The 24,661-nt window shown below is 66.3% G+C and carries 21 protein-coding genes; 11 read left to right on the top strand and 10 right to left on the bottom strand.

The window, feature by feature from the left end:
• Positions 1 to 16: 16 nt before the first annotated feature.
• The 5 genes from QZ951_RS01665 to QZ951_RS01645 all read right to left on the bottom strand — a co-directional run bounded on the left by QZ951_RS01665 (position 17) and on the right by QZ951_RS01645 (position 7,226).
• The gene (locus tag QZ951_RS01665) at positions 17 to 862 is read right to left on the bottom strand and encodes a M23 family metallopeptidase (protein WP_292997870.1); all 846 of its coding nucleotides are present in this window, start codon (positions 860 to 862) and stop codon (positions 17 to 19) included.
• Positions 859 to 3,015 carry a S9 family peptidase gene (locus QZ951_RS01660; RefSeq protein WP_292997868.1) on the bottom strand — a complete coding sequence of 719 codons (2,157 nt, stop codon included), beginning with the start codon at positions 3,013 to 3,015 and terminating at the stop codon, positions 859 to 861. Before QZ951_RS01660 ends, QZ951_RS01665 begins: the two co-directional genes overlap by 4 nt.
• Before the next feature lie 181 nt (positions 3,016 to 3,196).
• Positions 3,197 to 5,104, bottom strand: a complete 1,908-nt coding sequence (gene thrS / locus QZ951_RS01655; protein ID WP_292997866.1) for a threonine--tRNA ligase — start codon at positions 5,102 to 5,104, stop codon at positions 3,197 to 3,199.
• Positions 5,105 to 5,151: 47 nt separating this feature from the next.
• The gene (gltX, locus tag QZ951_RS01650) at positions 5,152 to 6,561 is read right to left on the bottom strand and encodes a glutamate--tRNA ligase (protein ID WP_292997864.1); all 1,410 of its coding nucleotides are present in this window, start codon (positions 6,559 to 6,561) and stop codon (positions 5,152 to 5,154) included.
• A gap of 101 nt (positions 6,562 to 6,662) precedes the next feature.
• Entirely contained in the window at positions 6,663 to 7,226 is a 564-nt protein-coding gene (locus QZ951_RS01645; protein ID WP_292997862.1) for an SRPBCC domain-containing protein, read from the bottom strand.
• Positions 7,227 to 7,332: 106 nt separating this feature from the next.
• Between QZ951_RS01645 and QZ951_RS01640 the strand changes: the two genes are divergently transcribed.
• The 5 genes from QZ951_RS01640 to QZ951_RS01620 all read left to right on the top strand — a co-directional run bounded on the left by QZ951_RS01640 (position 7,333) and on the right by QZ951_RS01620 (position 11,199).
• On the top strand, positions 7,333 to 8,199 hold the full coding sequence (locus tag QZ951_RS01640; protein WP_292997860.1) for a 6-carboxytetrahydropterin synthase: 867 nt from the start codon (positions 7,333 to 7,335) through the stop codon (positions 8,197 to 8,199).
• Between the two features lie 99 nt (positions 8,200 to 8,298).
• Positions 8,299 to 9,135 carry a hypothetical protein gene (locus tag QZ951_RS01635; RefSeq protein WP_292997858.1) on the top strand — a complete coding sequence of 279 codons (837 nt, stop codon included), beginning with the start codon at positions 8,299 to 8,301 and terminating at the stop codon, positions 9,133 to 9,135.
• Between the two features lie 152 nt (positions 9,136 to 9,287).
• Complete coding sequence (gene hisI, locus QZ951_RS01630) at positions 9,288 to 9,821, top strand: phosphoribosyl-AMP cyclohydrolase (protein ID WP_292997856.1); 534 nt, start codon at positions 9,288 to 9,290, stop codon at positions 9,819 to 9,821.
• A 156-nt stretch (positions 9,822 to 9,977) separates the two neighbouring features.
• The gene (locus tag QZ951_RS01625; protein ID WP_292997854.1) at positions 9,978 to 10,496 is read left to right on the top strand and encodes a MarR family transcriptional regulator; all 519 of its coding nucleotides are present in this window, start codon (positions 9,978 to 9,980) and stop codon (positions 10,494 to 10,496) included.
• Between the two features lie 319 nt (positions 10,497 to 10,815).
• The gene (locus QZ951_RS01620; protein ID WP_366943780.1) at positions 10,816 to 11,199 is read left to right on the top strand and encodes a YHS domain-containing (seleno)protein; all 384 of its coding nucleotides are present in this window, start codon (positions 10,816 to 10,818) and stop codon (positions 11,197 to 11,199) included.
• Between the two features lie 133 nt (positions 11,200 to 11,332).
• Here the strand turns inward: QZ951_RS01620 and QZ951_RS01615 are convergent, their stop codons facing one another.
• From QZ951_RS01615 to QZ951_RS01600, 4 genes are read right to left on the bottom strand one after another with little or no spacing between them, the layout of a single operon-like run.
• Complete coding sequence (locus tag QZ951_RS01615; protein ID WP_292997850.1) at positions 11,333 to 11,887, bottom strand: hypothetical protein; 555 nt, start codon at positions 11,885 to 11,887, stop codon at positions 11,333 to 11,335.
• A gap of 39 nt (positions 11,888 to 11,926) precedes the next feature.
• Positions 11,927 to 14,329 (bottom strand): DNA internalization-related competence protein ComEC/Rec2, encoded by a 2,403-nt coding sequence (locus tag QZ951_RS01610; protein WP_292997848.1) that lies wholly within the window; start codon positions 14,327 to 14,329, stop codon positions 11,927 to 11,929.
• Positions 14,313 to 15,032, bottom strand: a complete 720-nt coding sequence (lolD, locus tag QZ951_RS01605) for a lipoprotein-releasing ABC transporter ATP-binding protein LolD (RefSeq protein ID WP_292997846.1) — start codon at positions 15,030 to 15,032, stop codon at positions 14,313 to 14,315. The genes QZ951_RS01610 and lolD overlap by 17 nt, the downstream gene beginning before the upstream one ends.
• Positions 15,033 to 15,036: 4 nt before the next feature.
• Positions 15,037 to 16,287: a lipoprotein-releasing ABC transporter permease subunit gene (locus QZ951_RS01600; RefSeq protein ID WP_292997844.1), complete on the bottom strand. Its 1,251-nt coding sequence runs from the start codon at positions 16,285 to 16,287 to the stop codon at positions 15,037 to 15,039.
• Between the two features lie 162 nt (positions 16,288 to 16,449).
• On the opposite strand from QZ951_RS01600, the gene QZ951_RS01595 reads away from it, so the two are divergent.
• The 6 genes from QZ951_RS01595 to QZ951_RS01570 all read left to right on the top strand — a co-directional run bounded on the left by QZ951_RS01595 (position 16,450) and on the right by QZ951_RS01570 (position 23,273).
• On the top strand, positions 16,450 to 17,961 hold the full coding sequence (locus tag QZ951_RS01595) for a glycosyltransferase family 39 protein (RefSeq protein ID WP_292997842.1): 1,512 nt from the start codon (positions 16,450 to 16,452) through the stop codon (positions 17,959 to 17,961).
• Positions 17,961 to 18,647 carry a phosphatase PAP2 family protein gene (locus QZ951_RS01590; protein WP_292997840.1) on the top strand — a complete coding sequence of 229 codons (687 nt, stop codon included), beginning with the start codon at positions 17,961 to 17,963 and terminating at the stop codon, positions 18,645 to 18,647. Before QZ951_RS01595 ends, QZ951_RS01590 begins: the two co-directional genes overlap by 1 nt.
• 217 nt (positions 18,648 to 18,864) lie before the next feature.
• Entirely contained in the window at positions 18,865 to 19,980 is a 1,116-nt protein-coding gene (pdhA, locus tag QZ951_RS01585; RefSeq protein ID WP_366943779.1) for a pyruvate dehydrogenase (acetyl-transferring) E1 component subunit alpha, read from the top strand.
• A 1-nt stretch (position 19,981) separates the two neighbouring features.
• Entirely contained in the window at positions 19,982 to 20,968 is a 987-nt protein-coding gene (locus tag QZ951_RS01580; protein ID WP_292997836.1) for an alpha-ketoacid dehydrogenase subunit beta, read from the top strand.
• A gap of 38 nt (positions 20,969 to 21,006) precedes the next feature.
• Positions 21,007 to 22,161 (top strand): dihydrolipoamide acetyltransferase family protein, encoded by a 1,155-nt coding sequence (locus tag QZ951_RS01575; RefSeq protein ID WP_292997834.1) that lies wholly within the window; start codon positions 21,007 to 21,009, stop codon positions 22,159 to 22,161.
• Between the two features lie 254 nt (positions 22,162 to 22,415).
• On the top strand, positions 22,416 to 23,273 hold the full coding sequence (locus tag QZ951_RS01570; RefSeq protein ID WP_292997832.1) for a hypothetical protein: 858 nt from the start codon (positions 22,416 to 22,418) through the stop codon (positions 23,271 to 23,273).
• 129 nt (positions 23,274 to 23,402) lie between these two features.
• Here the strand turns inward: QZ951_RS01570 and QZ951_RS01565 are convergent, their stop codons facing one another.
• Complete coding sequence (locus tag QZ951_RS01565) at positions 23,403 to 24,659, bottom strand: ATP-binding protein (protein ID WP_292997830.1); 1,257 nt, start codon at positions 24,657 to 24,659, stop codon at positions 23,403 to 23,405.
• Positions 24,660 to 24,661 lie beyond the last annotated feature (2 nt).

The following is a 24,661-nucleotide window of genomic DNA, read 5'->3' as shown; positions in this document are numbered from 1 at the left end:
GGGGTTCAGCGCCCGATCAAGGCGCAGCCGCCGTCTTCGCCGGCATCGGCCCGGTGAACTTCTGGGCGTCCACCCGCTCGCCGAACCAGTACAGACCCCAGTGCAGGTGCGGGCCGGTGACGCGGCCGGTGGCGCCGCTCAGCGCCACGGGCTCGCCTTGCTCCACGCGCTGGCCGACTTTCACGTTGACCTTCGACAGATGCACGAGGATCGATTGCAGGCCGTGGCCGTGATCAATGATCACGGTGCCGCCGGTGTAGTAGAAATCCGGCTCCGCCAGCGCGACGATGCCGCCGGATGGCGCAGTGATCGGCGTACCGGTGGGTACGGCGACATCGACACCGTAATGCGGCGATTTCGGCGTGCCGTTCAGGATGCGCTGGCTGCCGAAGATGCCGCTGATGCGCCCGAGCGCCGGCCACGCGAACGGCGTCGCGAAATCGGTGATCGCGGTGTCGCGCTTGCGCACCTCGTTGATCTGCGCCTGCTCCGCCTTGATCCGCGCCAGCACCTTGGCCGGTGGATCGACGTATTTCGGCGCGATGCCGGTCAGCGGCTGCACGTCCCACTCGCGCTTGGCGACATCGTGCGTCTCCACCGTGTCGGTGCCGCCGGGCACAGTGATCGTGACCGACGCCACGGGCTTGGCGTCGCGATCAAGCCCGATCAGGAACAGGCCTTCCGGCGAGACCCGCAGCACGCGGCCATCCAGCCGCACCTTGGCGCCGGGCGTGGTGTGGCCGATCAGCAGGCTGCCTTGCTCCCAGTCGCCCTGATAGGTGGCCGGCGGAGCGGCCTGCGCGGTCGCCGTTGCGGCGGCCAGCAGCAGGCCGAGGGCACGGAGCACGGTCGAACTGGTCATTGCGTGATTCCGATCTGGTCGAGGATGAACGCGTAGCTGCGCGCGGTTTCGTGGTGGCGCTCGTAGCGCCCGGCCTTGCCGCCATGGCCGGCGGCGAGATCGATGCTGAAGATCAGCGGGTGCTGATCCGTTTTCATCGCGCGCAGCTTGGCCACCCACTTCGCCGGCTCGTAGTACTGGACCTGACTGTCCCACAGGCCGGTATGGACGTAGATCGCCGGGTAGGCCTGCGGGCGGATGTTGTCGTATGGCGAGTACGACAGCATGTAGTCGTAGTAGGCCTTCTGTTTCGGATTGCCCCATTCGTCGAATTCGTTCGTCGTCAGCGGAATGGACTCGTCGAGCATCGTGGTCACGACATCGACGAATGGCACGCCGGCAACCACGCCGCGATAGCGCTCCGGAGCCAGATTCAGCACAGCACCCATCAGCAGCCCGCCGGCACTGCGGCCTTCGGCGAAGACCTTGTCGGCTGCCGCGATCTTTTCCAGGGTCAGGAACGCCGTGACGTCGATGAAGTCGGTGAAGCTGTTCTTCTTCTCCAGCAGCTTGCCGTGCTCGTACCACGCGCGGCCCAGTTCCTGGCCGCCGCGGACATGGGCGATGGCGACGACGAAGCCGCGGTCGAGCAGGCTCAGCCAGTCACTGTGGAAACGTGGATCGCTCGAGAAGCCGTACGAGCCGTAGCCGTACTGGTACAGCGGCGCCGTGCCGTCGAGCGGCGTGCCGCGGCGATAGGCCAGCGAGACCGGCACCTTCGTGCCGTCGCGAGCGGTCGCCATGCGGAACTCGGTCTGGTAGTTCGCGCTGTCGAAGCCGCCAAGCACCTCGGTGCGCTTCAGCAGTTCGCGCTGGCCGGTCTTCAGGTCGTAGTCGTAGGTCGTCGCCGGGGTGATCAGGGAGCTGTAGCGGTAGCGCAGCTTCTGCGCCCCACCGGGGCCGGTGATGCCGGGCGTCTCGACGAGATCCATCGTGTACGCCGGTTCGTCGGCCGCGATGACGACGTCCTGCTTCAATGAGGTGCCGGCCTTCCACGGATGCACGCGCAGCTTCAGCAGGCCATCGGCACGCTCGTTCAGCGCCAGCGCGTCCTGATGGATCTCGAAGCCGTCGATCAGCACATCGCGGCGTGCCGGCAGCACTTCCTTCCAGGTTCCCTTGCGGCTGCTGGTCTTCACCGGCGCGCGGAGCACGCGGAAGTTCTGCGCCTTCCAGTTGCTCAGCACGATGAAGTCGCGGCCATCGTGATCGGCCTTGTACAAGTGCCCGGCCTCGCGCGGCAGCACCGGCTTGAAGGCGAGTCGGGCGTCGCTGCTGTAGGCGTAGCGGACCTCGCTCTGGAGCGTGCTGGTCAAGTTGATGAACAGCATCTTGCCGGAGCTGGCGCGGCTCAGGCTCAGGTAGTAGCTGGTGTCCTTCTCGTCATGGACGACGACATCGCTGACCGACAGGGTGCCGAGGCGGTGACGCTTGACCCGCGTCGACAGCAGCGTGACCGGGTCCTTCTCGATGTACAGCAAGGTCTTGCCATCGGCCGCCCACAGCACATCGGGCTCGGCGTTCTCGATGACGTCCGGCAGCAGTTCGCCGGTCGCCAGATCCTTCACCTTGATCACGTACTGGCGCCGGCCCACCAGATCTTCGGTGAACGCCAGCTTCTGGCCATCCGGGCTGACATCGAGCCCACCCAGCGAATAGAACGAGGCGCCGATCGCGCGCGCGTTGCCGTCGATCAGGACTTCCTCGGGCGCGTCGCGCTGTCCCTGGCGGCGGGCCTGAATCGCATGCTCCTTCCCGGGCTCGAAGCGGCTGCAATACCAGTAGCCGTTGTCCCAGACCGGCACCGTGGCGTCGTCCGGCTTCTGCCGCGCCACCATCTCGTCGTACAGCTTCTGCTGCAGCGGCGCGGTGTGAGCCATCACGGCATCGCGATAGGCGTTTTCGGCCTTCAGATAGTCCAGCACGTCGTTCGACTGCCGGGTGTCGTCGCGCAGCCAGTAGTACGGATCGACCCGGTCGCCGTTCGGCGAGGTCACCGTGTACGGCACCTGCTTCGCGATCGGCGGCTTCGGGGCAGACGCAAACGGCAGGCTCGGCAGGCTGGCGCAGCCAGCAAGCACGACCGCTGCGAACGCCGTTGCAACGACCGCCATGCGGCGTGAGATCGACACCGTCGACGGGGCGGGACAAGACAGGTTTCGCATGACCAGATTCGCTCCAGAGTCGGGTGGCTGAACGCAAAACCGCCGGGGATCAGCCCGGCGGTCGGCAGCCTCATGCATCCGTTTTAGCAAGAACGTGGCCGAAATGCCTTCGGCCACGGTCCAGCAGGCTTCAGGCCGGCTTCAGCTGGTCCAGCGCTTCCGCCAGCGACAGCGTTTCCTGACGCTCCGAGCCGAGGCGGCGAATCGTGACGGTGCGCTCCTCGGCTTCCTTGCGGCCGACGACGAGGATCACCGGTACCTTCTGCAGGCTGTGCTCGCGGATCTTGTAGTTGATCTTCTCGTTGCGGAGGTCGGTCTGCACGCGCACGTTCAGTTCCGACAGCGCCGCGGCCACTTCGCTGGCGTAGCCGTCGGCATCGGAGACGATCGGCGTGACCACCGCCTGCACCGGGGCCAGCCAGTACGGCATGGCACCGGCGTGATGCTCGATCAGGATGCCGATGAAGCGCTCCATCGACCCCACGATCGCACGATGCAGCATCACCGGCCGCTGCCGCTGCGAGTGCTCGTCGATGTAGTTCGCGTCCAGACGCTCCGGCATCATGAAGTCGACCTGCATCGTGCCGACCTGCCAGGCGCGGCCGATCGAGTCCTTCAGGTGGTATTCGATCTTCGGGCCGTAGAACGCGCCTTCGCCCGGCAGCTCGGTCCAGGTCGCGACACCGGCAGCGCGCAATGCCGCGCGCAGGGCGTCCTCGGCGCGATCCCAGGTGGCGTCGTCACCGAGACGCTTGTCTGGGCGCAGCGCCAGCTTGACGTCGACATTGGTGAAGCCGAAGTCGGAATAAACCTGCATCGCCTGCGAATGGAACGCGGTGACTTCCGATTCGATCTGGCTTTCCATGCAGAAGATGTGGCCATCGTCCTGCGTGAACGCGCGCACGCGCATGATCCCGTGCAGTGCACCGGACGGCTCGTTGCGATGGCAGCCGCCGAACTCGGCGTAGCGGATCGGCAGGTCACGGTAGCTGTGCAGGCCGGCGTTGTAGATCTGCACGTGGCCCGGGCAATTCATCGGCTTGACCGCGTAGGTGCGCTTCTCGCTCTCGGTGAAGAACATGTTGTCCTGGTAGTTGTCCCAGTGACCGCTCTTCTTCCAGAGGCTCACGTCCATGATCTGCGGCCCCTTCACTTCCTGGTAGCCGCTCTTCTTGTAGACCTTGCGGACGTACTGCTCGACCGCCTGCCAGATCGCCCAGCCCTTCGGGTGCCAGAACACCATGCCCGGCGCTTCTTCCTGCTGATGGAAGAAATCGAGCTGCTTGCCGAGCTTGCGGTGATCGCGCTTCTCGGCCTCCTCGACCATCTTCAGGTGCGCGTCCAGATCGGCATCGTTGGCGAAGGCCAGACCGTAGATGCGCTGCAACTGCGCGTTGTTGGCATCACCACGCCAGTAGGCGCCACTGACCTTGGTCAGCTTGAACGCGGTGCCGACCTTGCCGGTCGACGGCAGATGCGGGCCCAGGCACATGTCGAGCCAGGCATCGCCCTGCTTGTAGATGGTCAGTTCTTCGTCGGCCTTGATGCCGTCTCGAATCCATTCGGCCTTGAAGCTTTCGCCGGCCTTCTCGAAATGCTTGACCGCGTCTTCATGCGACCAGACTTCGCGCACGATCGGCAGATCGCGCTTGACGATGTTGCGCATGCGCTGCTCGATCGTTGCCAGATCGGCATCGGTGAACGGCACGTCGCGCGCGAAGTCGTAATAGAAGCCGTATTCGGTCGACGGCCCGAACGTGATCTGCGTGCCCGGAAACAGTTCCTGCACCGCCTGCGCCAGCACGTGCGCAGCGTCGTGGCGGATGACTTCCAGCGCCTCGGGCTTGTCGCGGGTGACGATCTCGAACGCGGCATCGCGATCGATCGGCCGCGTCAGGTCCCACAGTTCGCCGTTGACCTTGACCACCACCGCCTTCTTGGCGAGGCCGGGCGAGATGCCGGTGGCGATGGCGAGGCCGGTGGGCGGCGTCTCGAACGACTTGATGTTGCCGTCCGGAAAAGTGATTTGAATCGACATGGTGTTGGTGTTCCGTTGTTCGTGGTGCAGCTTCGTAGGGCTTGCGATTACAGGCGGGCGACGGCGGCTGCCAGCCGCGCAAGCGTTCGCTCACGTCCCACGAGAAACAGCGTGGCGTCGATCGGTGGCGATACCGCCATGCCGCAGACCGCGACACGGATCGGCTGCGCGATCTTGCCGAGGCCCAGACCCTTGGCTTCGGCGAAGCCGTTGACGGCCGCATGCAGCGCTTCGGTGGTCCAGTCGGGCAGCGCTTCGAGCTGCGCGCGCAGTTCGTCGAGCAGCGCGAGGGCTGCCGGGTTGAAGTGCTTGGCCGCGTCCTTCTCGTTGTAGCCGTCGAGCTCGGCGAAGAAGAACTTCGACTTCTCGGCCATCTCCACCAGCGAACGGCAGCGCTCGCGCTGCTGCTCGATGATCGGGATCAGGCTCGGGCCCTGGCTGATGTCGACGCCGATCCTTTCCAGATGCCACTGGAATTCCGGCACCACCACGTGCGGATCGACCGACTTCAGGTACTGGTGGTTGACCCACCAGGCCTTTTCCATGTCGAAGCGCGCCGGGCTCGCCGAAACATGATCGAAGTCGAACTTGGCGATCATCTCCTCGCGCGTGAACAGTTCCTGATCGCCGTGGCTCCAGCCGAGGCGCACGAGGTAGTTCAGCAGTGCTTCCGGCAGGAAACCCATGCTGCGGTATTCCATGACGCCGAGCGCGCCGTGGCGTTTCGACAGCTTGGCGCCGTCGCCGCCGAGGATCATCGAGACATGCGCGTAGGCTGGCGGCGTGGCACCGAGCGCGCGCAGGATGTTGATCTGGCGCGGCGTGTTGTTGACGTGGTCATCGCCGCGGATGACGTGGGTCACGCCCATGTCCATGTCGTCGACGACGACGCAGAAGTTGTAGGTCGGCGTGCCGTCGGCGCGGGCGATGATCAGATCGTCGAGCTCATCGCTGGCGAACGTGATCGTGCCCTTGATCAGATCGTTCAGCACCACTTCGCCTTCGACCGGGTTCCTGAAGCGCACGACCGGGTTGACGCCCGCCGGTGGCGCCGGCAGCACCTTGCCGGCTTCGGGCCGCCAGCGACCGTCGTAGCGCGGCTTCTGCTTGTTCGCCATCTGCTCGGCGCGCAATGCGTCGAGCTCTTCCTTGCTGGCGTAGCAGTGGTAGGCGGTGCCGGCTTCGAGCATCTGCGCGATCACTTCCCGGTAGCGATCGAAGCGCTGGGTCTGGTAGATCGGTTCGGCGTTGTCGCCATTCAGGCCGAGCCAGGCCATGCCTTCGAAGATCGCGTCGACCGCTTCCTGGGTCGAGCGCTCGCGGTCGGTGTCCTCGATCCGCAGCAGGAACCTGCCGTTGAAGCGCCGCGCGTACAGATACGAGAACAGCGCCGTGCGGGCCCCGCCGATGTGCAGGAAACCGGTCGGGCTGGGAGCGAAGCGGGTAGTGACGGACATGGCGAGCGCGGCGGATGCTGGAAAGGTCGCGATTCTAAACTGCCGCGTCGCAACGCCACCGTTCGGCAAGGTCGCCGGACGGATTCCGCCCGGACGGATCGCTACGGTGTCGTCGATGGCGGCGGCTTGGGCAGCTCCGGCGAGCCGGTCTCGATCAGCCGCTGCAGCCGTTCGAACTGCTCGCGGATCACGCCGTCGACGGGCGCCGCCCAGCCCTTCAGGCCGCCATCGGCAGTCCCGCCGACCTTGTAGGTCTGGGTCAGCACGGTGCGCTCGCCGTCGGCCTTCAGGTCCCAGCTCATCACGGCGGCCAGCGCCTCCGCTTGCAGCGGGCCGAGGCCGCCGGACAGGCGCAGCAGGCGCTCCGGCATCACCTGCACGACGCGCTGATGTTCGACCCCGCCGCCGTTCGGCAGGCGTTCGCAGAAGCAGCCACCGCCGCGCAGATCGAGCGAGAAGTTCGCGGCATCCCCGGACCAGCTGTGCGCCGGGCTCCACCAGCGCGCGGGTTGCACGAGCTGCGCCCAGACCTTGGCCGGCGGAGCGTCGATCGTCGCGCGATTGCGGGCGACGAAGGCGGTATCGGACGCCGACAGCACCTCGGCGGCGGCGAGGCCCGGCAGGGTGGTCAGGACGGCTAGCGACGCAGCGATGATGCGCGACATGATCGAGGCCTCCGGCAGCGCGGCCGATGCGGCCGACAGCGCATCTTCGAGCCGGCCGGTCCTGCGGCGCTACACTGTGCATCGCTTTTCCCACACGCCACACGCCATGTTTCGCGCGGCTTCCCGTTTGTCCAGCCTGTTCGTCGAGCAACTGACCGTCATCGACTGCGCCTATCTCGACGCGGTTCGCGGGGTGGTCGGCGAAAGCTGGATCGTCGACATCGAACTGACCGGCGAACTCGACGCGCAGTCGATGGTGCTGGACTTCGGCGAGGTCAAGAAACGGCTGAAGCGAGCGCTCGACAACAGCGCCGATCACACGCTGCTGGTACCGCGCCGCCACGCCGGGCTGTCGCTGCACGAAGCCGGTGGTCGGGTCGAGCTGGAATTCCGCGGGCCGGCCGCCGGACCGATCATCCACGCCTCGCCGGCGATCGCGATCAGCCTGCTCGATGCCGAGACCGTGACGGCCGATGCCGTCATCGCGTTCCTGAAGCCGGTGCTGGCGGAAGTCGTCCCGCCGAACGTCGCCGAGATCGGGCTGACCCTGCGCACCGAACGCATCGATGGCGCCTACTACCACTACACGCACGGCCTGAAAAAGCATGATGGGCATTGCCAGCGCATTGCCCACGGCCATCGTTCGCGGATCGAGCTGCGGGTCGATGGTCAGCGCGATGCCGCGCTGGAGGCCGAGCAGGCCGCGCGCTGGGCCGATATCTACCTCGGCACCCGCGAGGATCTGGTGTCGGCCGCCAACGGCCGCCATCGCTACGAGTACACCGCGGCCGAAGGCGCGTTCGCGATCGAACTGCCGGCGGCGCGTTGCGACGTGCTGGATGCCGACACCACCGTCGAATGCATCGCCGACCACCTCGCGATGCAGCTCGCGGCGCGCCGGCCCGGCCGCTCGGTGCAGGTGCGCGCCTACGAAGGCGTGATGAAAGGCGCGGTGGCGCGGAACCCGGGTTGATCAAGGCGGGCTGGGCGGGTCCCAGCCGATGAGCGGCGCGCGGATTCAGCAGCAATTCAGATCGCCGGCGTAAGCTGCGGAGTCATGAACAGAACCGCCGTGACTGCCCGTATCGCCGCTCTCCTTGGCTTTGCCGCGTTGGTCAGCGCCTGCGCGCCGTACGAGGTCTACGACGACGGCCGCGACTACGACGAGGTGCAGGGCGGCGGCTACAGCGAGTACCGATACGAGTCCTACGGCTACCCGGAAAGCTATTACGGTCCGGGCTACTACGGCCCCGGCTACTACTCGCCGGGCTATTACGGCGGCTTCTATTACAGCGGCGGCTACTACGATGGCCGGCCGTATTACGGACCGAACGGCGGCTACTACCGCGGCCGGCCGTACCGTCCGGACCGCAACGACGACCGCTATCACGATCGTGACCGCGATCATGGCCAGCGTCCGCCGTACTCGGAGCCGCCGATTCCGGGTGATCCGAACCCGCCGCGGCGTCCGCCGCGCGATCCGGATGATCGTCCGCAGTCGCCCGGCCGCACGCCGCCGCTGCCGTACGGCTACCCGCCGCGCCCGACGCCGCCGGGGAACGGCAATCCGTACGATCGTGGCCCGGACCGCGACGGTGGCAACAGTGGTGGCGGTCGTGGCGGCAGCCGTCCGCCGCCGCCGATCTATGACCGCTCGACCGAGCCGCCGCCACCGCCGCCGCCGCGCCAGTATCCGCCGCAGGGTCCGCGCCCCGAGCCTCGTCCGGGCCCGCCGCCGGGTCCGGGTCCCGGTGGATCGGGCGGTCCGCAGCAGGACGCGCCGCCGCGTCTGCCGCCGGGCTTCCCGCCGAACGGCACGCGACCGCCGAAGCAGACACCGCCGACGCCGCCGACCCAGCAGGATCGTCGCGATGACCGGTACTCGCCCGGCCGCCAGGTCGAGAACTGAGGGCGGCAACCGCGGTAGTCGGCTCGGCAGGCGCCGGATCGGCGCCGCGATTTCGCGGCAGCGGCGGCGGTCGGCGGCGGATGGTGCGGGCGGCGCGTTTATAATCGCCGCCCGCCGGCTCCGTTTCGGGCCTGTTCACCGCTGAGATTGCCATGACTGCCGCTTCGAACCCCGCCACTCCCGCTTCCGTCAGCACCGCGACCGGCGATGTCGCGTTCGAGGCGCGCAAGACCATCGAGCAGGTCGAGGAAGGCCATGACCTGGCGCCGAAGTTCGACGAGCACGGCCTGATCGCCTGCGTCACCACGGCGGCCAGGACCGGCGAAGTGCTGATGCTCGGCTACATGAACGCCGAAGCGTTGAAGCGCACGATCGTCACCGGCGAAGCGCACTACTACAGCCGCTCGCGCAAGGTGCTGTGGCACAAGGGCGCGACTTCCGGCCTGGTGCAGAAGGTGGTCGAGATGCGCATCGACGACGATCAGGACGCGGTCTGGCTGCGCGTCGAAATCCCGGGCGATGCCAGCTGCCACGTCGGCTATCGCTCGTGCTTCTATCGCTCGATTCCGACCGGTGCCAGCGAAGCCGATGGCGACTTCAAGCGGGTGCTGAAGTTCGAGGAAAGCGAAAAGATGTTCGACCCGGTCGCCGTCTATGGCGACGCGCCGAACCCGACGATTCTCTGATCGTTCGCTGATCGCGCGGCCGTCGGCGGCAGTCGTCGGCCGCACCGCCGCCGACCCGCCAGCCGGCGTCCGCCACGCCGGCGCGTCCATGGACGAGTCGCAGGCGCTTCCCACGCTTCTTGTAGTATGCAGGCCGCATACATATGGGAGCGGACCATGGAACCGGATCTGGACGAGGCGACGCTGAGCGCGCGCACCGGCAACCTGCTGGGTGCCCTGGCCGTGGCGCTCGCGGACGAAATCCACGACGACGCGAAAGCCCGGACCGAGATCGGCGGGGAAGCGCCGGCCGCGCTGGTCTCCATCGGTCATGCGCCCGGTTGCTCCATCGATTTTCTCGCGCGACTGCTGCGGCTTTCGCATCCGGGCACGGTGCGGCTGGTGGATCGGCTGGTCGTTGCCGGACTGGTCGAACGTCGCGCCGCCAGCGATGGCCGGGCCGTGGCCCTGCATCTCACCGACGCCGGCGCGCGACGCCGACGCAAGCTGCTGGCGGGCCGGCAGACCGCGCTGGACAAGGCGGTCACCGTGCTGTCGCCGACGCAGCGCGAGCAGCTGGCCACGATCGCCGAAGTGCTGCTGAAGTCGCTGCGCGGCACCGACACCCGGCGGGCGTTCACGATCTGCCGCCTGTGCGACGAGCGCGCTTGCGCAAACTGTCCGCTGGACGACTGACGCGCGGCACCGGGTCGACGCCGGGGTTCCTGCGCCAGCACGCGGGTGCCCGTATTGCCGATCCAGCACCGAAACCGACGCCACGCGGTGCTCGCTGCTGGTAAAATGCATGCAGCATGCATATACTGGATCATCGTTCCACGTTCTTGCGGTGGGCTTGGCGCCAGCGGGGCACTGCCGGATGGCGTAGCCCTACGCCGGGCAAGGCCCGGGAACATTCACTGATCAGGGAAAATTCATGAAAAAGAAACTGTGGGTTGGCGTTGGTGTCGTGGCCGTGCTGGCTGTGGCGGTCGTGCTCGGGCTGCGATCGATCGGGATGTTCGCGACGCAGTCGGTGCATGTGGCCAATGGCGCGGCCATCGGCGGTTATGACGCCGTGGCGTACTTCACCGACCAGAAGCCGGTCAAAGGCTCGCCCGAGTTCGCGGAGGAATGGAATGGCGCGCGCTGGCTGTTCGCGTCGGCTGAACATCGCGACCTGTTCCGTGCCGCGCCGGAGCAGTACGCGCCTCAGTTCGGCGGCTACTGCGCGTACGCGGTCTCGCACAACTACACGGCCAAGACCGATCCGGAAGCCTGGTCGGTGGTCGACGGCAAGCTGTACCTGAACTACGACCTCGATACCCGCACGGAATGGCTTGCCGAGCGCGAGCAGTTCATCGCCGATGGCCAGCGCAACTGGCCGAAGGTGCTCTGGTAAGTCCGGCTGCCGGCCCGCTGACCGCGGGCGGCACCGAATCTTGCGGATGGGCCGCGCAGGCCGCCTGATCGCGGCCTGTCCGCGCCAGCGGCGCCACTGCCACAGCGGGGGTCAGTCGATCGTCAGTCGATCGTCAGTCAATCGTCAGGCGCGGCAGCCACTTGCCGCTCGTGTCGACGGCAAACAGGTCTTCGCGCTTGATCGGCCGCGCCTGCTTGCCTTCCGGGGCGACGATCGGCCCCATGTCGACTTCCTTCAGCACGCCCTCGATGTGGCCGTCGACCAGCTTCATTTCGTAGTACACGCCGGCATCCGGGTTCAGGCTGACCGAGGCGCGCGGTTTCTGCAGGAACATGAACTGGTATTCGAGATCGGTCAGGTCGCTGGCGGTGATCACCTGCGGCGACGCGAACGGAAAATGGCACAGGCTGACGGTCTCGCCGTCCAGACAGCCGAACGGCCGCATGGCCAGGAAGCGCTCCTCGAACGCCTGCTTGTCCGCCATGTAGGTGAAGCGGTAGCCATCGCCATTGCGCGCGAACGTGACCTTGCCGATCACCACCTTTTCGCCGCCATTGCCGTGCAGCGTGACGGTGCGGGTGCCGCTGAGATCGGCCAACGCGGATGCCAGCATCGGGGCGGCGGTTAACAGCAGCAGCGCGGCAGCGCGGCGAGAAAAGCGGATCATCGGAAGCCCTCATGGTGCACGGTGTCGGCCAGCGCTGCGTCATTCCGCAACATCCGGTCGCGGCCACCACGCGTGATCGGCGGGGGTCGACCAGAGTCGCGGCGACGTCTGTCGGTATAGATCGAAGCGTAATTTCGTCATGCCGAAATTGACAGCCACCGCGCCGTCGTCGCCGGTCGAAACCTGACGCAGATCAAGCTCGGCATAGCGATCGACGACGACTCGGGCCGGGTGTCCGAAGTGGTGATGCCAGCCAGCGCTGTAGACCACGAGCCTGGGCTGCACCGCGTAGATGAACGCGGCACTCGACGACGTGCGGCTGCCGTGATGCGGGGCCACCAGCAGATCGGCCCGCAGCGCGTCCGGCGACTCGCGCGCCAGCAGCCGGGCTTCGGCTTCGGCCTCGATGTCGCCGGTCAGCAACGCCGCCTGCTGCCCGAACGCGATGCGCAGCACGCAGGAGCCGTCATTGTCCGACAGCCCCGGTTCCGGCCCCGCCAGCACGGTGAAGGCGACGCCATCCCATTGCCAATGGTCGCCCGCCACGCAGGGCTGATCGCTGCCAAAGCCGCTGCGCTGGGTCGCGGGAATGGCGGCGAGCACGGCATCGACACCGCCGCGATGGTCGAGATCGCCGTGCGACACGATCAGGCGATCGAGCCGTCGCACGCCATTGCGCAGCAGGACCGGCACCACCACCGCGCGCCCGGCATCGAAGCTGCCGGCGTAGGCCGGGCCGGCGTCGAACAGCAGCGCGTGATTGCGCGTCTGGACGACCACGGCCAGGCCCTGACCGACGTCGAGCACGGTGAGCCGGAAGCCGGAATCGACCGCGCGTGGCGGCGGCAACAGCACGGCGGCGAACGCGATCACGCCGAACACGCGCAGCGGCAATGCAGCCGGCGCGAACAGCGCCAGCGCGCCGATCAGTGCCAGCAGCAGCGCCGCCGCTTCTGGACTGGCCGCCGCCCAGGCCTGCGGCGTGGCCTGCGCAAGCGCGATCAGGCCGTCCTGCGAGTACGCCAGCACGTCGGCGACGCCGCCCAGCACCGGAAGGCCGATCACCGGAACGACCCAGGCCAGCAGCAGCGCGCCGATCAGCGCCGGCGTCAGCACCGCCGCTGCCGGCACCGCCAGCAGGTTGACCAGCGGCCCGGTCAGGCTGGTGCCCTGGAACCAGAACAGGGCGAGCGGCGCCAGCATCAGGCTTAAGCTCAACTGCACCTGAATCGCCGCGCGCCAGCCGGACACCGCGCCGAGCCGGCCGCCGGCGACATAGAAGATCGCGGCGACCGCCGAGAAGCTGAGCCACAGGCCGGGCGACAGCAGCACGAGCGGATCGCCGGCGACGATGATCAGCCAGGCCAGGGCCAGCGCGCGCGCCGGCTGACCGAGTCCGCCCCACCATCCGGCCAATGCCAGCAGCAACAACATCAGCGCCGCGCGCTGCACTGGCGGATCGAAGCCGGCCAGCAGCGCATACAGCAGCGCGACCAGCACCGATCCGATCATGGCCGCCCGCGGCGCCGGCAGCCACAGGCACAGCCGCGTCGAGCGGCGCCACAGGCCGCGCAGCAGGAAAAAGATCACGCCGGCGACGATCGCGACATTGAAGCCGGAGATCGCGACGAGGTGCGTGGTGCCGGTCAGCCGGAACGCCTGCCAGTCCTCGTCGTCGAGCCCGGAGGTGTCGCCGAGTGTCAGCGCGGCGACCATCGGCAGGGCGGGGTGGCCCGGCAGCCAGGTCGACAATTGATCGGCGAACGCCTGCCGCCCGCGCAGCAGCCAGTACCCGTGATGCGCAGCACAGCGCTCGGCGCCGCGCACCGTTGCCGTTGCGCCGATCGCCTGCCGGAACAGCCAGCCCTCGTAGTCGAACGCGCCCGGATTGGCGCTGCCGTGCGGCGTGCGCAGGTTCAGCCGCAGCCGCCAGCACTCGCCGGCACGCAGGGTTTCGTCGCTGCGATACCAGGCAACGCGGACATGCGGCGGCAGGCCATCCGCCCGCGCATTGGCAGCGGGATCGAAGCGGAAGCGCCAGGTGCGGGTGTCGGGCGCGTCGCCCGGGTTGTCGGTCGCTGCCGATGGCTCGATCGCAGCACCCGCGCTGGCCTGCGGCAGCGCAGCGATCGTCCCCTCGACCCAGCGCGTTTCGCCGAAGCGCTCGACCGGCCAGCGCGCATCGATCACGGATTGCGCCCGGATCGCGGTCAGCGCCGCACCGGCGATCACGGCCAGCGTCAGCCATCGCCACGGTTTTGGAACCAGCAGCGCTGGCAGCGCCAGCAGCAGCCACCGCACGGACGGGATTGACGGCCACTGCAGCAGGCCGAGCGCGCCAATCGTGAACGCGATGACCAGCGGCAGCGGCGACCAAGGGGCGGCGAGGGTGCCGCGTCCTGCGGCACCGGGCAGCGGGGCGGAATCAGCCCGGCCGGGCACCCGCTGCCAGCAGTTCGGGGGTTATCGGCACGAGGCCGCCCGACTGCAACGACCAGATGCGATCCATGCGTGCGGCCAGCTTCAGGTCGTGGGTGACCACGATCAGGCTGGTGCCCAGCTCCCGGTTCAGCTCCAGCATCAGCTCGAACACCGTTTCGGCGGTGCGCGTGTCGAGGTTGCCGGTCGGCTCGTCAGCCAGCACGCAGGCCGGCTTGGTCACCAGCGCCCGCGCCACCGCCGCCCGCTGACGTTCGCCGCCGGACAGTTCGCCCGGCTTGTGATCCAGCCGCTTGCCAAGGCCCACGCGCTCCAGCAGCCGCGCTGCCGTCGCGTACGCTTCCGCCTGCGGCGTGCGCCGGATCAGCAGCGGCATCGCCACGTTTTCCTGCGCCGTGAACTCCGGCAGCAGATGGTGGAACTGATAGACGAAGCCAAGGCTGGCATTGCGCACGCGCGAGCGTTCGGCATCGCTCAGCGCGCTCATTTCGCGCCCGGCCACAGACACCGTGCCGGCTGACGGCGAATCGAGGCCGCCGAGGATGTGCAGCAGGGTGCTCTTGCCGGCGCCGCTGGAGCCGACGATCGCCACGCGATCCCCGCGGCGCAGTTCGAGATCGATGCCCTCGAACACGGTCAGGTTCAGGCGACCGTCGTCGAAGGTTTTGGCAAGGCCGTGGCAGGCGATGACGATGTCTGGATTCATCGCGCTACTCATATCGCAACGCCTCCGCCGGCTGCACGCGCGAAGCCCGCCACGCCGGATACAGGGTCGACAGCAGGCCGAGCGCCAGCGACAGGATGCTGATCTGCACGACATCGGCCAGCTTCAGGTCCGATGGCAGGTCGCTGATGTAGTAGATGTCCGGCGACAGGAACTGGCGGCCGGTCGCGGCTTCGAGCAGTGGCACCAGGGTCTGCACGTTCAGCGCCAGCAGCACGCCGAGACTGACGCCGACCACGGTGCCGATCACGCCGATCACCGAGCCCTGCACCATGAACACCGCCATGATCGAGCGCGGCGTGGCGCCGAGCGTCCGCAGGATGGCGATGTCGGCCTGCTTGTCCTGCACCACCATGACCAGCGTGGAGACGATGTTGAACGCGGCAATGCCGACCAGCATCGACAGGATCAGGAACATCACCGTCTTCTCGGTCGCCACGGCGCGGAAGAAGTTCGCGTGGCTGCGCGTCCAGTCGCTGACGAAAAAGGCCCCGGGCGTCGCTTCGGCGATTTCGCGCGCCACTTTCGGCGCCTGGAACAGGTCGTTCAGCTTCAGGCGCACGCCGGTGACGTTGTCGCCAAGGCGATACAGCGCAGCGGCATCGGCCATGTGGATCAGCACCAGCCCGCGGTCGAACTCGTACATGCCGATGCGGAACACGCCGACGACGTTGAAGCGCCGGAAGCGCGGCAGCACGCCGGCCGGCGTGACGCTGAGCTGCGGAATCATCAGGTCGACCTTTTCGCCCGGCACCACGCCGAGCTGCTGCGCCAGCTCGAAGCCGAGCACGATGTTGAACTCGCCCGGCCTGAGGTCGGTGAGCGACCCGCTCTGCATGTGCACGCCGATCTCGGAAACCTTCGCTTCCTCTTCCGGCAGGATGCCGCGCATCACGGTGCCGGAGATTTCCGGGCCGACCTTCACCAGCGCCTCGCCTTCGATGTACGGCGCAGTGCCGGCAACCTTGCCGTTGCGCATCGCCATCGCGGCGACCGACGGCCAGTCCGGCAGGCCTTCGCTGTTGCCGGAGATGGTCGCATGCGAGGCCATGCCGAGGATGCGCGAACGCAGTTCCTTCTCGAAGCCGTTCATCACGCTGAGCACGACGATCAAGGTCGCCACGCCCAGCCCGATGCCGAGCATCGAGGCCAGCGAAATGAACGAAATGAAGTGGTTGCGACGCTTGGCGCGGGTATAGCGCAGGCCGAGCAGCAACTCGTAGTAGCGGGCCTTCATGCCGGCGGCACCCCGCGCGACAACACGTGCGCGGCGGGGGACGGGGACACGTGAAGCACGGCAGGCAACGGCTGCCGAAGTCGGATCATCAGGGTCATGACGCGGATTAGACCACAGCGCGCCGCTAGAATGCCCCAGCTTTCACCGCCCCGATCCCCTGTCTTGGCCGCCTCCCCGATCCCTCCGCCGCCGCACCCGTCCGACCGCCGCGGCCTGCCGTGGCTGCTCGCGATCCTGCTGGCGCTGACCGTGTACCGGGCGCTGGCGATCGCCGCCAGCGGGCTCGACCTGTACGTCGACGAGGCGCAGTACTGGACCTGGTCGCAGGCACTCGACTGGGGCTATTTCTCGAAGCCGCCGATGATCGCGGCGGTGATAGCCGGCACCACGGCGGTCTGCGGCGACACCGCGCTGTGCGTGAAGAGCGGCGCGCTGCTGCTGTATCCGCTGACCACCTTGCTGATCTGGGCGATCACTCAGCGGCTGTTCGGTGCGCGCATCGCGTTCTGGACCGCGATCACCTTCATCACGCTGCCGGGTGTCGCGCTGTCGAGCGCGATCATCTCGACCGACGTGCCGCTGTTCCTGTGCTGGGCCGCCGCGCTGTACGCCTACCTGCGTGCGCTCGACGACGATCGCTGGCACTGGTGGCTGGCCGCCGGCCTCGCCAGCGGACTCGGCCTGCTGACCAAGTACACGATGGGCATCTTCGCGGTGTCGGTGCTGCTGCACCTGGCGATCAGCCCGAGCCTGCGCCGGCATTTCGCGAATCCGAAGCTGTACGCGACGATGCTGGTCGCTGCCCTCGTGTTCGCGCCGAACCTCGTCTGGAATGCGCAGAACGGCTGGCCGACCCTGGCCCACACCGCGCAGATCTCCGGGCTGGAGAACGGCGTCAACGGCGGCCATCAGGGCCTGAACTGGAAGTCCTTCGGCGATTTCGTCGCCGGTCAGCTGGGCATCATGGGGCCGGTGCTGTTCATCGCCTGGCTGGTGCAGCTCGCCGCCGCGCGTGGCTGGATGCGGGACGAGCGCTACCGCCTGCTGGCCTGCTTCGCGCTGCCGTTCCTCGGCGCGATCACCGCGCAGTCGCTGCTCGGCCGCGCCAACGCCAACTGGTCGGCGATGGCCTATGTCGGCGGCACGATCTTCGTCGTCGCCCGGCTGCTCGAGGCCCAGCGCATGCGGCTGCTCAAGGCCGCCATCGCGCTGAACGTCGTCGTCGGCGCGCTGGCCTATCACTTCGATGTCATCGCCGATACCGCCGGCATCGAGCTGACGCGCAAGAACGATGTGCTGAACAAGCGCGTGCGCGGCTGGCGCGAGTACGGCGCAGCCCTCGCTGCGCGGCAGGCGGCGCATCCGGACGCGATCCTGCTCGGCGATGCGCGCGATCTGATCGCCGAAGCCCGCTTCTATGCCGGCGCTGCGGGGCGGGCGATGCTGAAGTGGAACCCGCGCCGCATTCCGAACGACTACTACGCGATGAGCACGACGCTCGCCGGCCTCGAAGGCCGCAGCTTCGTCTTCGTCAGCCGCGACGGTGCGCTGCCGCCCGGCATGGCCGAGCGCTTCGACAGCGCCGCGGAAATCGAGCCGATCCACATCGCGATCCACCGCGACTACGCGCTCGATTTCCACGTCTGGCATCTGGCCGGCTTCAAGGGCTACTGATGGCGCAGCCCGCCGCCAGGCCGCTGCCGCTGGCGGTCATCGCGGCGCTTGCTGCGCTTGCATTCACGGCGCTGCATGTCGCAGGCCCGCTGATCGATCCGATCGCCAGCGGCGCGTTCTACACGGCGGCGGAAGGCTTTTTCTGGCGCGATGCCGGCCCGGTGCGCTTCGTCTATCTCGGCACGCGCTGGCTGACGATCGCGGTCGTGCTCGCCTTGCTCGGCGTGATCATTCACGCCGCCCGCGACCCGGCCCGGCGACTCACCCGCAACCGCGCCGCGCTCGCAGTGGCAGCACTGGCGATCGGTCCCGGCATCGTCATCAACCCGGTGCTGAAGGATCACTGGGGTCGGCCGCGGCCGTCGCAGATCGTCGATTACGGCGGCAGCGGTCATTACGTTGCACCCGGCGCGATCAGCGACCAGTGCCGGCGCAACTGCTCGTTCGTCAGCTCCCATGCCGGTGCCGGTTTCTTCTGGATCACCGGCGCGTGGCTGTTCCCGGCGCAGCGGCGGCGCTGGCTGATCGGCGGCTATGCGCTCGGCGGGCTGATCGGCCTCGGCCGCATCATCCAGGGCGGGCATTTCGTCAGCGACGTGCTCGGTGCCGCCCTCGTCGTCACGCTGTGCAACGTGCTGCTGTTCCGGCTGGCCCGGCGCCGCGGCTGGCTCGATTCCTCGACCTGACTCGGCAATCGGGCTTCGCGGCCCGTCCCACGGCGCCGCCGGATCGCATAAATCGCTGATCCGACAAGACTTCCTGACATCGATCAAGACCGGGTTCGCGAGCGGCCAAATGCTGCACTGCGTGAATTCAAGCGGTCCAAATCGCGTGCTACCGTCCGCCCATCGCAGGCCGCGCGCAATCGCGCGGTCTCAACAACCTATGGTGGAGCCCTTGACGATTCCCGACACCTCACCCGGCTCGGCGACGACGAAAGTCGCGAGCTACGACATCTATCTCACCCGATTCCTGAACCCGGACGGCACGCTCGCCGCCGAACCGCCCGCCTTCGCGACGGATCGCGAACAGGCTCGCGCGCTGTACGAACTGATGGTGCGCACGCGCCTGTTCGACAAGAAGGCCGTGGCGCTGCAGCGCACCGGCCAGCTCGGCACCTATGCCGCCGTGCTGGGTCAGGAAGCGATCGGTGTCGCCATCGGCCATGCGCTGAAGGCGGAAGACGTGTTCATTCCGGCCTATCGCGAATACGCCGCGCAGTTCGCCCGCGGCGTGCCGATGGTGCGCATCCTGCAGTACTGGGGCGGCGACGAGCGCGGCATGGATTACCCGGCCGGCACGCCGAGCCATCACGATTTCCCGCTGTCGGTGCCGATCGCGACACACATCCCGCATGCCATCGGCGTGGCCTACGCAATGAAGCTGCGCGGCGAGAAGCGCGTGGTGCTGGCGTCCTGCGGTGACGGCGCCACGTCGAAGGGCGACTGGTACGAAGCGGTCAGCGCCGCGAAAGTCTGGAACCTGCCGATCGTGTTCCTCGTCAACAACAACGGCTGGGCGATCTCGATGCCGAGCCACCGCCAGACCGGCGCCCAGACCTTCGCGCAGAAGGGCCTGGCCGGCGGCATCAGCGGCGAACAGGTCGACGGCAATGACGTGATCGCCACCCGCTTCGTGCTCGAGCGCGCGATCGAACGCGCGCGCAACGGCGAAGGCCCGAGCCTGGTCGAAGCGCTGACCTACCGCCTGCACGATCACACCACCGCCGACGATGCCCGCCGCTATCGCCCGGAACAGGAAGTGACCGATGCCTGGGATCGCTGCCCGGTGAAGCGCTACAAGGCCTATCTCGAAGCCCGGGGCTTCTGGACCGCGGCCGACGAAGACGCCCTGATCGCCGACGGCACCGCCATTGCCGAAAGCACGGCGCAGGAATTCCTCAAGACCGCACCGCAGGCGCCGGAGGCGATCTTCGAGCACCTGTACGAACGACTGCCGAAGTCGCTGGAATGGCAGCGCGACGAAGTGGCGGCGCGCGGCCCGGTGGGAGGGCACTGACATGCCGAATCTCACCATGATCGAAGCGGTGAACCTGGCGATGGCCAGCGAGATGCGCCGCGATGCCGAGGTTGTCGTCCTCGGCGAAGACATCGGCCGCAACGGCGGCGTGTTCCGCGCCACGCTCGGTCTGCTCGACGAGTTCGGACCGGATCGCGTCATCGACACGCCGCTGGCCGAAACCCTGGTGGCCGCGATGGCGATCGGCCTGTCGACGCAGGGCATCAAGGCCGTGGCCGAAATCCAGTTCTCCGGTTTCCTGTATCCCTGTGTCGATCAGGTCGTGAACCACGCCACGCGCTACCGCAATCGCACGCGCGGCCGCCTGACCTGCCCGATGGTGATCCGCGCGCCGAACAGCGGCGGCATCCACGCGCCGGAACACCACTCGGAATCGCTGGAAACGACCTTCGCCCACATGCCGGGCCTGCGCGTGGTGTCGCCGAGCAGTCCGACGCGCGCCTACGGCCTGCTGCTGGCCGCGATCCGCGACCCGGACCCGGTGATCTTCCTCGAACCGACGCGCCTGTATCGCCTGTTCAAGCAGCCGGTCGAAGACACCGGCGAAGCGCTGCCGCTCGATACCTGCTTCATCGACCGCGAAGGCACCGACATCACGCTGGTCAGCTGGGGCGCGATGATGCACGACACGCGGCTCGTGGCCGACCGTCTTGCCGAAGAAGGCATCAGCGCCGAAGTGGTCGACATCGCCACGCTCAAGCCGCTGGACATGGACACGATCCTCGAAAGCGTGGCCAAGACCGGCCGCTGCGTGATCGTCTCCGAGTCGCCGCGCGCCGGCGGCTGGGCCAGCGAAGTGGCGGCGAATCTTGCCGAACACGGCCTGCTGACCCTGTTCGCCCCGGTGATGCGCGTGGCCGGTTACGACACCGTGATGCCGCTCGCCAAGCAGGAGCGCGTCTACATCCCGGATGTCGACCGCATCCTGCGCGAAGTGCGCAAGGTGTTCGACATCGCGCCGAAGTAAGCCGCCGCCCCATTCAAGCATTCAGGAATCCGAAACACATGAGCATTTTCAAACTCCCCGATCTGGGCGAAGGCCTGCAGGAAGCCGATATCCGCGAGTGGCACGTCAAGGTCGGCGACACCGTCGCCGTCGACCAGCCGCTGCTCGCGGTCGAAACCGCGAAGGCCGTCGTCGAAGTGCCGAGCCCGCAGGCCGGCGTCATCAAGAAGCTGTTCGGCGCGGTCGGCGACACGATGGATGTCGGCAAGCCGCTGGTCGAATTCGAAGGCGATGCCGCCGCCGAAGCCGCACCGGCGGCAGTGGTCGACCACGGCGGTGCGCGCACGGGCGCGATCACCGATACCGGCACCGTCGTCGGCGCGATGAAGAGCAGCAACGATGTTGTCGCCGAGAAGGCCACCACCGTCGGCACCGCCGCCGGCATCAAGGTGACGCCGGCCGTGCGCGCACTGGCGCATCGCCTGAACGTCGATCTGACCATCGTCACGCCGAGCGGCCCGGACGGCATGATCACCGCGCCGGACGTGCAGCGCGTGCACAAGATCCTGACCGACGTCGGCCCGATGGAAAAGCTGCGTGGCCCGCGCAAGGCGATGGCGCTGAGCATGGCGCAGGCCCGCGATGAAGTGATGCCGACCACCGTCACCGACGACGCGGTGCTGCATGCGTGGGAAGGCAAGCAGGACCTGACCATCCGCCTGATCCGCGCGCTGGTCGCCGGCGTCAAGGCGCAGCCGTCGCTGAACGCCTGGTACGACCAGGCCGAGATCGGCCGTCGCGTGCTGGAGAAGATCCACCTCGGCGTGGCCGTCGACACCCCGGAAGGCCTGTTCGTGGCGGTGCTGCAGGACGTGGCCAGCCGCAGCCCGGACTCGCTGCGCGCCGGTCTCATCAAGATGAAGGAAGCCGTCGGCAGCCGGAATGTGCCGGCCGAGGAACTGCGCGGCTACACCATCACCCTGTCGAACTTCGGCCGCTTCGGCGGCAAATACGCCACGCCGGTGATCGTGCCGCCGACCGTCGCGATCGTTGCCGCCGGCTCGATCCGCGACGCCGTGGTGCCGGTCAACGGCCAGATCGTCATCTCGAAGATCGTGCCGCTCTCCGTCAGCTTCGACCACCGCTGCGTCACCGGCGGCGAAGCCACGCGCTTCCTGTCGGCGATGGTGGCGGACATGCAGTTGCCGGTCTGATCGCCCGACGCGGTTGATGGACCGAGGCGGGATTGCCGATGGGCAACCCCGCCTTTTTCTTGCGCAGCGCCATCAACGCGTGCGCCGCGCACAAGCGCTGGGCGATTCCGGCGCGACGACGCGTCGCGCGCTCAGCGCAGGCACGCCCTGTCACATCACGTCACTGGCAAAAGCCCAGCCGCCCGGTTTACCGTTTGCGCGGTTGCATCGACGTCACGCGTGCCCATCCACCTGCCGCACGAGGCATGAATGCCATGGCTACTCGAAGCTTCAGCTACAGCCAGTCCGATCTGATCGTCGATCTCAAGGACTGGGTCGATGATGGCCATGGTGGCCGCACGCTCGATCAACACGGCCGGCTCGAAGCCGTGGCGCAGGACGTCGCCATCGCCAAGGCCGAAGCGGTCTGCAAGGCGATGCTGCTGTTTGCCGCCGCGCGTGTCTGGCTCGGCAAGCACTGGACCGAATCCTCGATCGCAGCCGGTCCCGCACGGCTGCAGAAGACGAGTGCGCTGTCGATCGACACCGCGCCCGGCAGCGGCGCAGCCAATGCGCCATTGACGGCGCACGCGTTCCGTCAGGAAGCTGCGCATCTGCTGCCCGGCAACCTGCTGATCAACGGCCACAACTCCTGGGACCTGATCGACCGCGATGTGAAGCTGCCGGATGCCTTCCGGCTCAGCGGCGAATTGATGGAAGCCTTCGCCGACACCAGCAGCCTGCCGGCCTGCTTCAACAAGGCCGATTCCGAAGCCGAAAACGGCAAGCCCGGCCTCAAGGCCGAATTCGCGACCGCCGTCCGCACCATGGGCCGGCTGCTCGGCGAGAAAGCCGGGAGCGTCAGCCATCTGCGCGGCGCCATCCGCGTAGGCCTCGCAGAATGGTTCGAACGGTCCCATGTCATCTATCGCGACGCGGCGGCTCGCAAGCTCGGCCGCAGTCAGCTGGCCACGAAGGACGACAAGCGCAGCGCCCGCTATCTCGAAAGCCGCGTGCTGGCGGAAAACTCGCGCAGCCTGCTGATCCGGAATCCGCTGCGCTTCATCGAATCGAACAGCGGCTTGCGGGAAACCATGCGCCGGACCGAGGAGCGGGTGTTCACCGCGGGTTGATCGGGCCAGCCGGGCGGTCCGAGGCTCCGACGCTCGTTCTGCGGCGCAGCCTCGTCTCGTGGCACTACTGCAGCGTGCGCAGAGCGAACGTTACGTTACTGATCGCGGAGGGTTCGCTCGGCGATCAGTTTACGAGGCAGTAAATTGTTTGCGAGCGACTCGACCGGCGCGATCCTTGTAAAGCATTACTCTAATACACATTACAAATCGAGGATCTTTAACTCTGTACTGATTTGTTTTTAAGTTTTTTACTAAAAGCGGAGTCTCGCCTTTCGATAACTCTCCTAATATAGATCCCAAACCCATATTTGTATTTGGGACAGTCTCAGGAAAATGGCTATTGATTAAGCCTTCAATACTGCTACTGTCAAATTGATGCGAGGTAACCTTGCCAATCGAAAATATAACTTGATTTTTTCGTGCAATCGCCGTGTTCTTGCTATTAAGATGAGTTTCGACCACTGAATAGGATTGCCGAAGCCCATTCATTAGCCAAACTTTATCAGCCTGAGCTAGATAAGTAGCTTCGTAGTTCCAGTTTCTATCCCGCATTAGATATGCAAGAGTTTCACAGTACTCGTGCACGCGTTGTGCAACACCAAGAGTGACGTTAAAAATATGCGAGGCTAAATCATCTACTTGTGTTGCACTTATCCTCGCTTGCAGCAGTAAAACAAACCCTTTATGTACTAGTTGGTGAACTTGACTATGGCTAAGACAATCTACTTTTGGCAATTCTGTGACTCTGTTTGCAACTGACTCCATATTGGGTGATTTTTGAAAGTAATCAAGAATTCCTGTTGGCGTTCCCACAATCAAAAACTTTACATTTAGCTTGGCATATCGAGAGTCATCTAACAAAATTATCAGGCTTGCAAGTTCCGCCATTAATTCGGAAGAAGAAAATATTTGTTCTAAATTATCAAATACGATGACAGACGTTTTACCGTTAGCGGATGAGTACAGAGCCTCAAATGCGGAATACAGAGGATCGGGCTGTTTGACATCATATTTTTCTTCGTGGCCTAGGTTTCCGCCGAATCCAAATGCTTTTACTTCCGCACCTTTTTTTTCACTGTACGATGTCTTTATAGCAGTCCCAGACGGTAGTGCGACGGAGCATATTTCTGCCACGAGCGATCTCTTCATTGACGCGTTTGCGCAATTGGCGACTACGTAATTAATTTTATTTATCTCAAGAACTCTTTTGTAGAGCCAAGACTTTCCATTGCCGCTCTCGCCGAAGAGCAACAAGTGTGTAGAGCGGCTAACTGCGTTGGTTAGAGCTTTTTCAAGATCTGCTCTGTCTACATACATTTTCGCATTGACATCATTCCTGCGAGGAGTAAATACAGCGTTAATATCTCTTTGATCACCAGAGCTCATAC

This window comes from Nevskia sp. (assembly GCF_021732705.1).
In the GTDB taxonomy this organism is placed as follows: Bacteria; Pseudomonadota; Gammaproteobacteria; order Nevskiales; family Nevskiaceae; genus Nevskia.
This window is presented reverse-complemented; position numbering and strand designations above follow the sequence as displayed.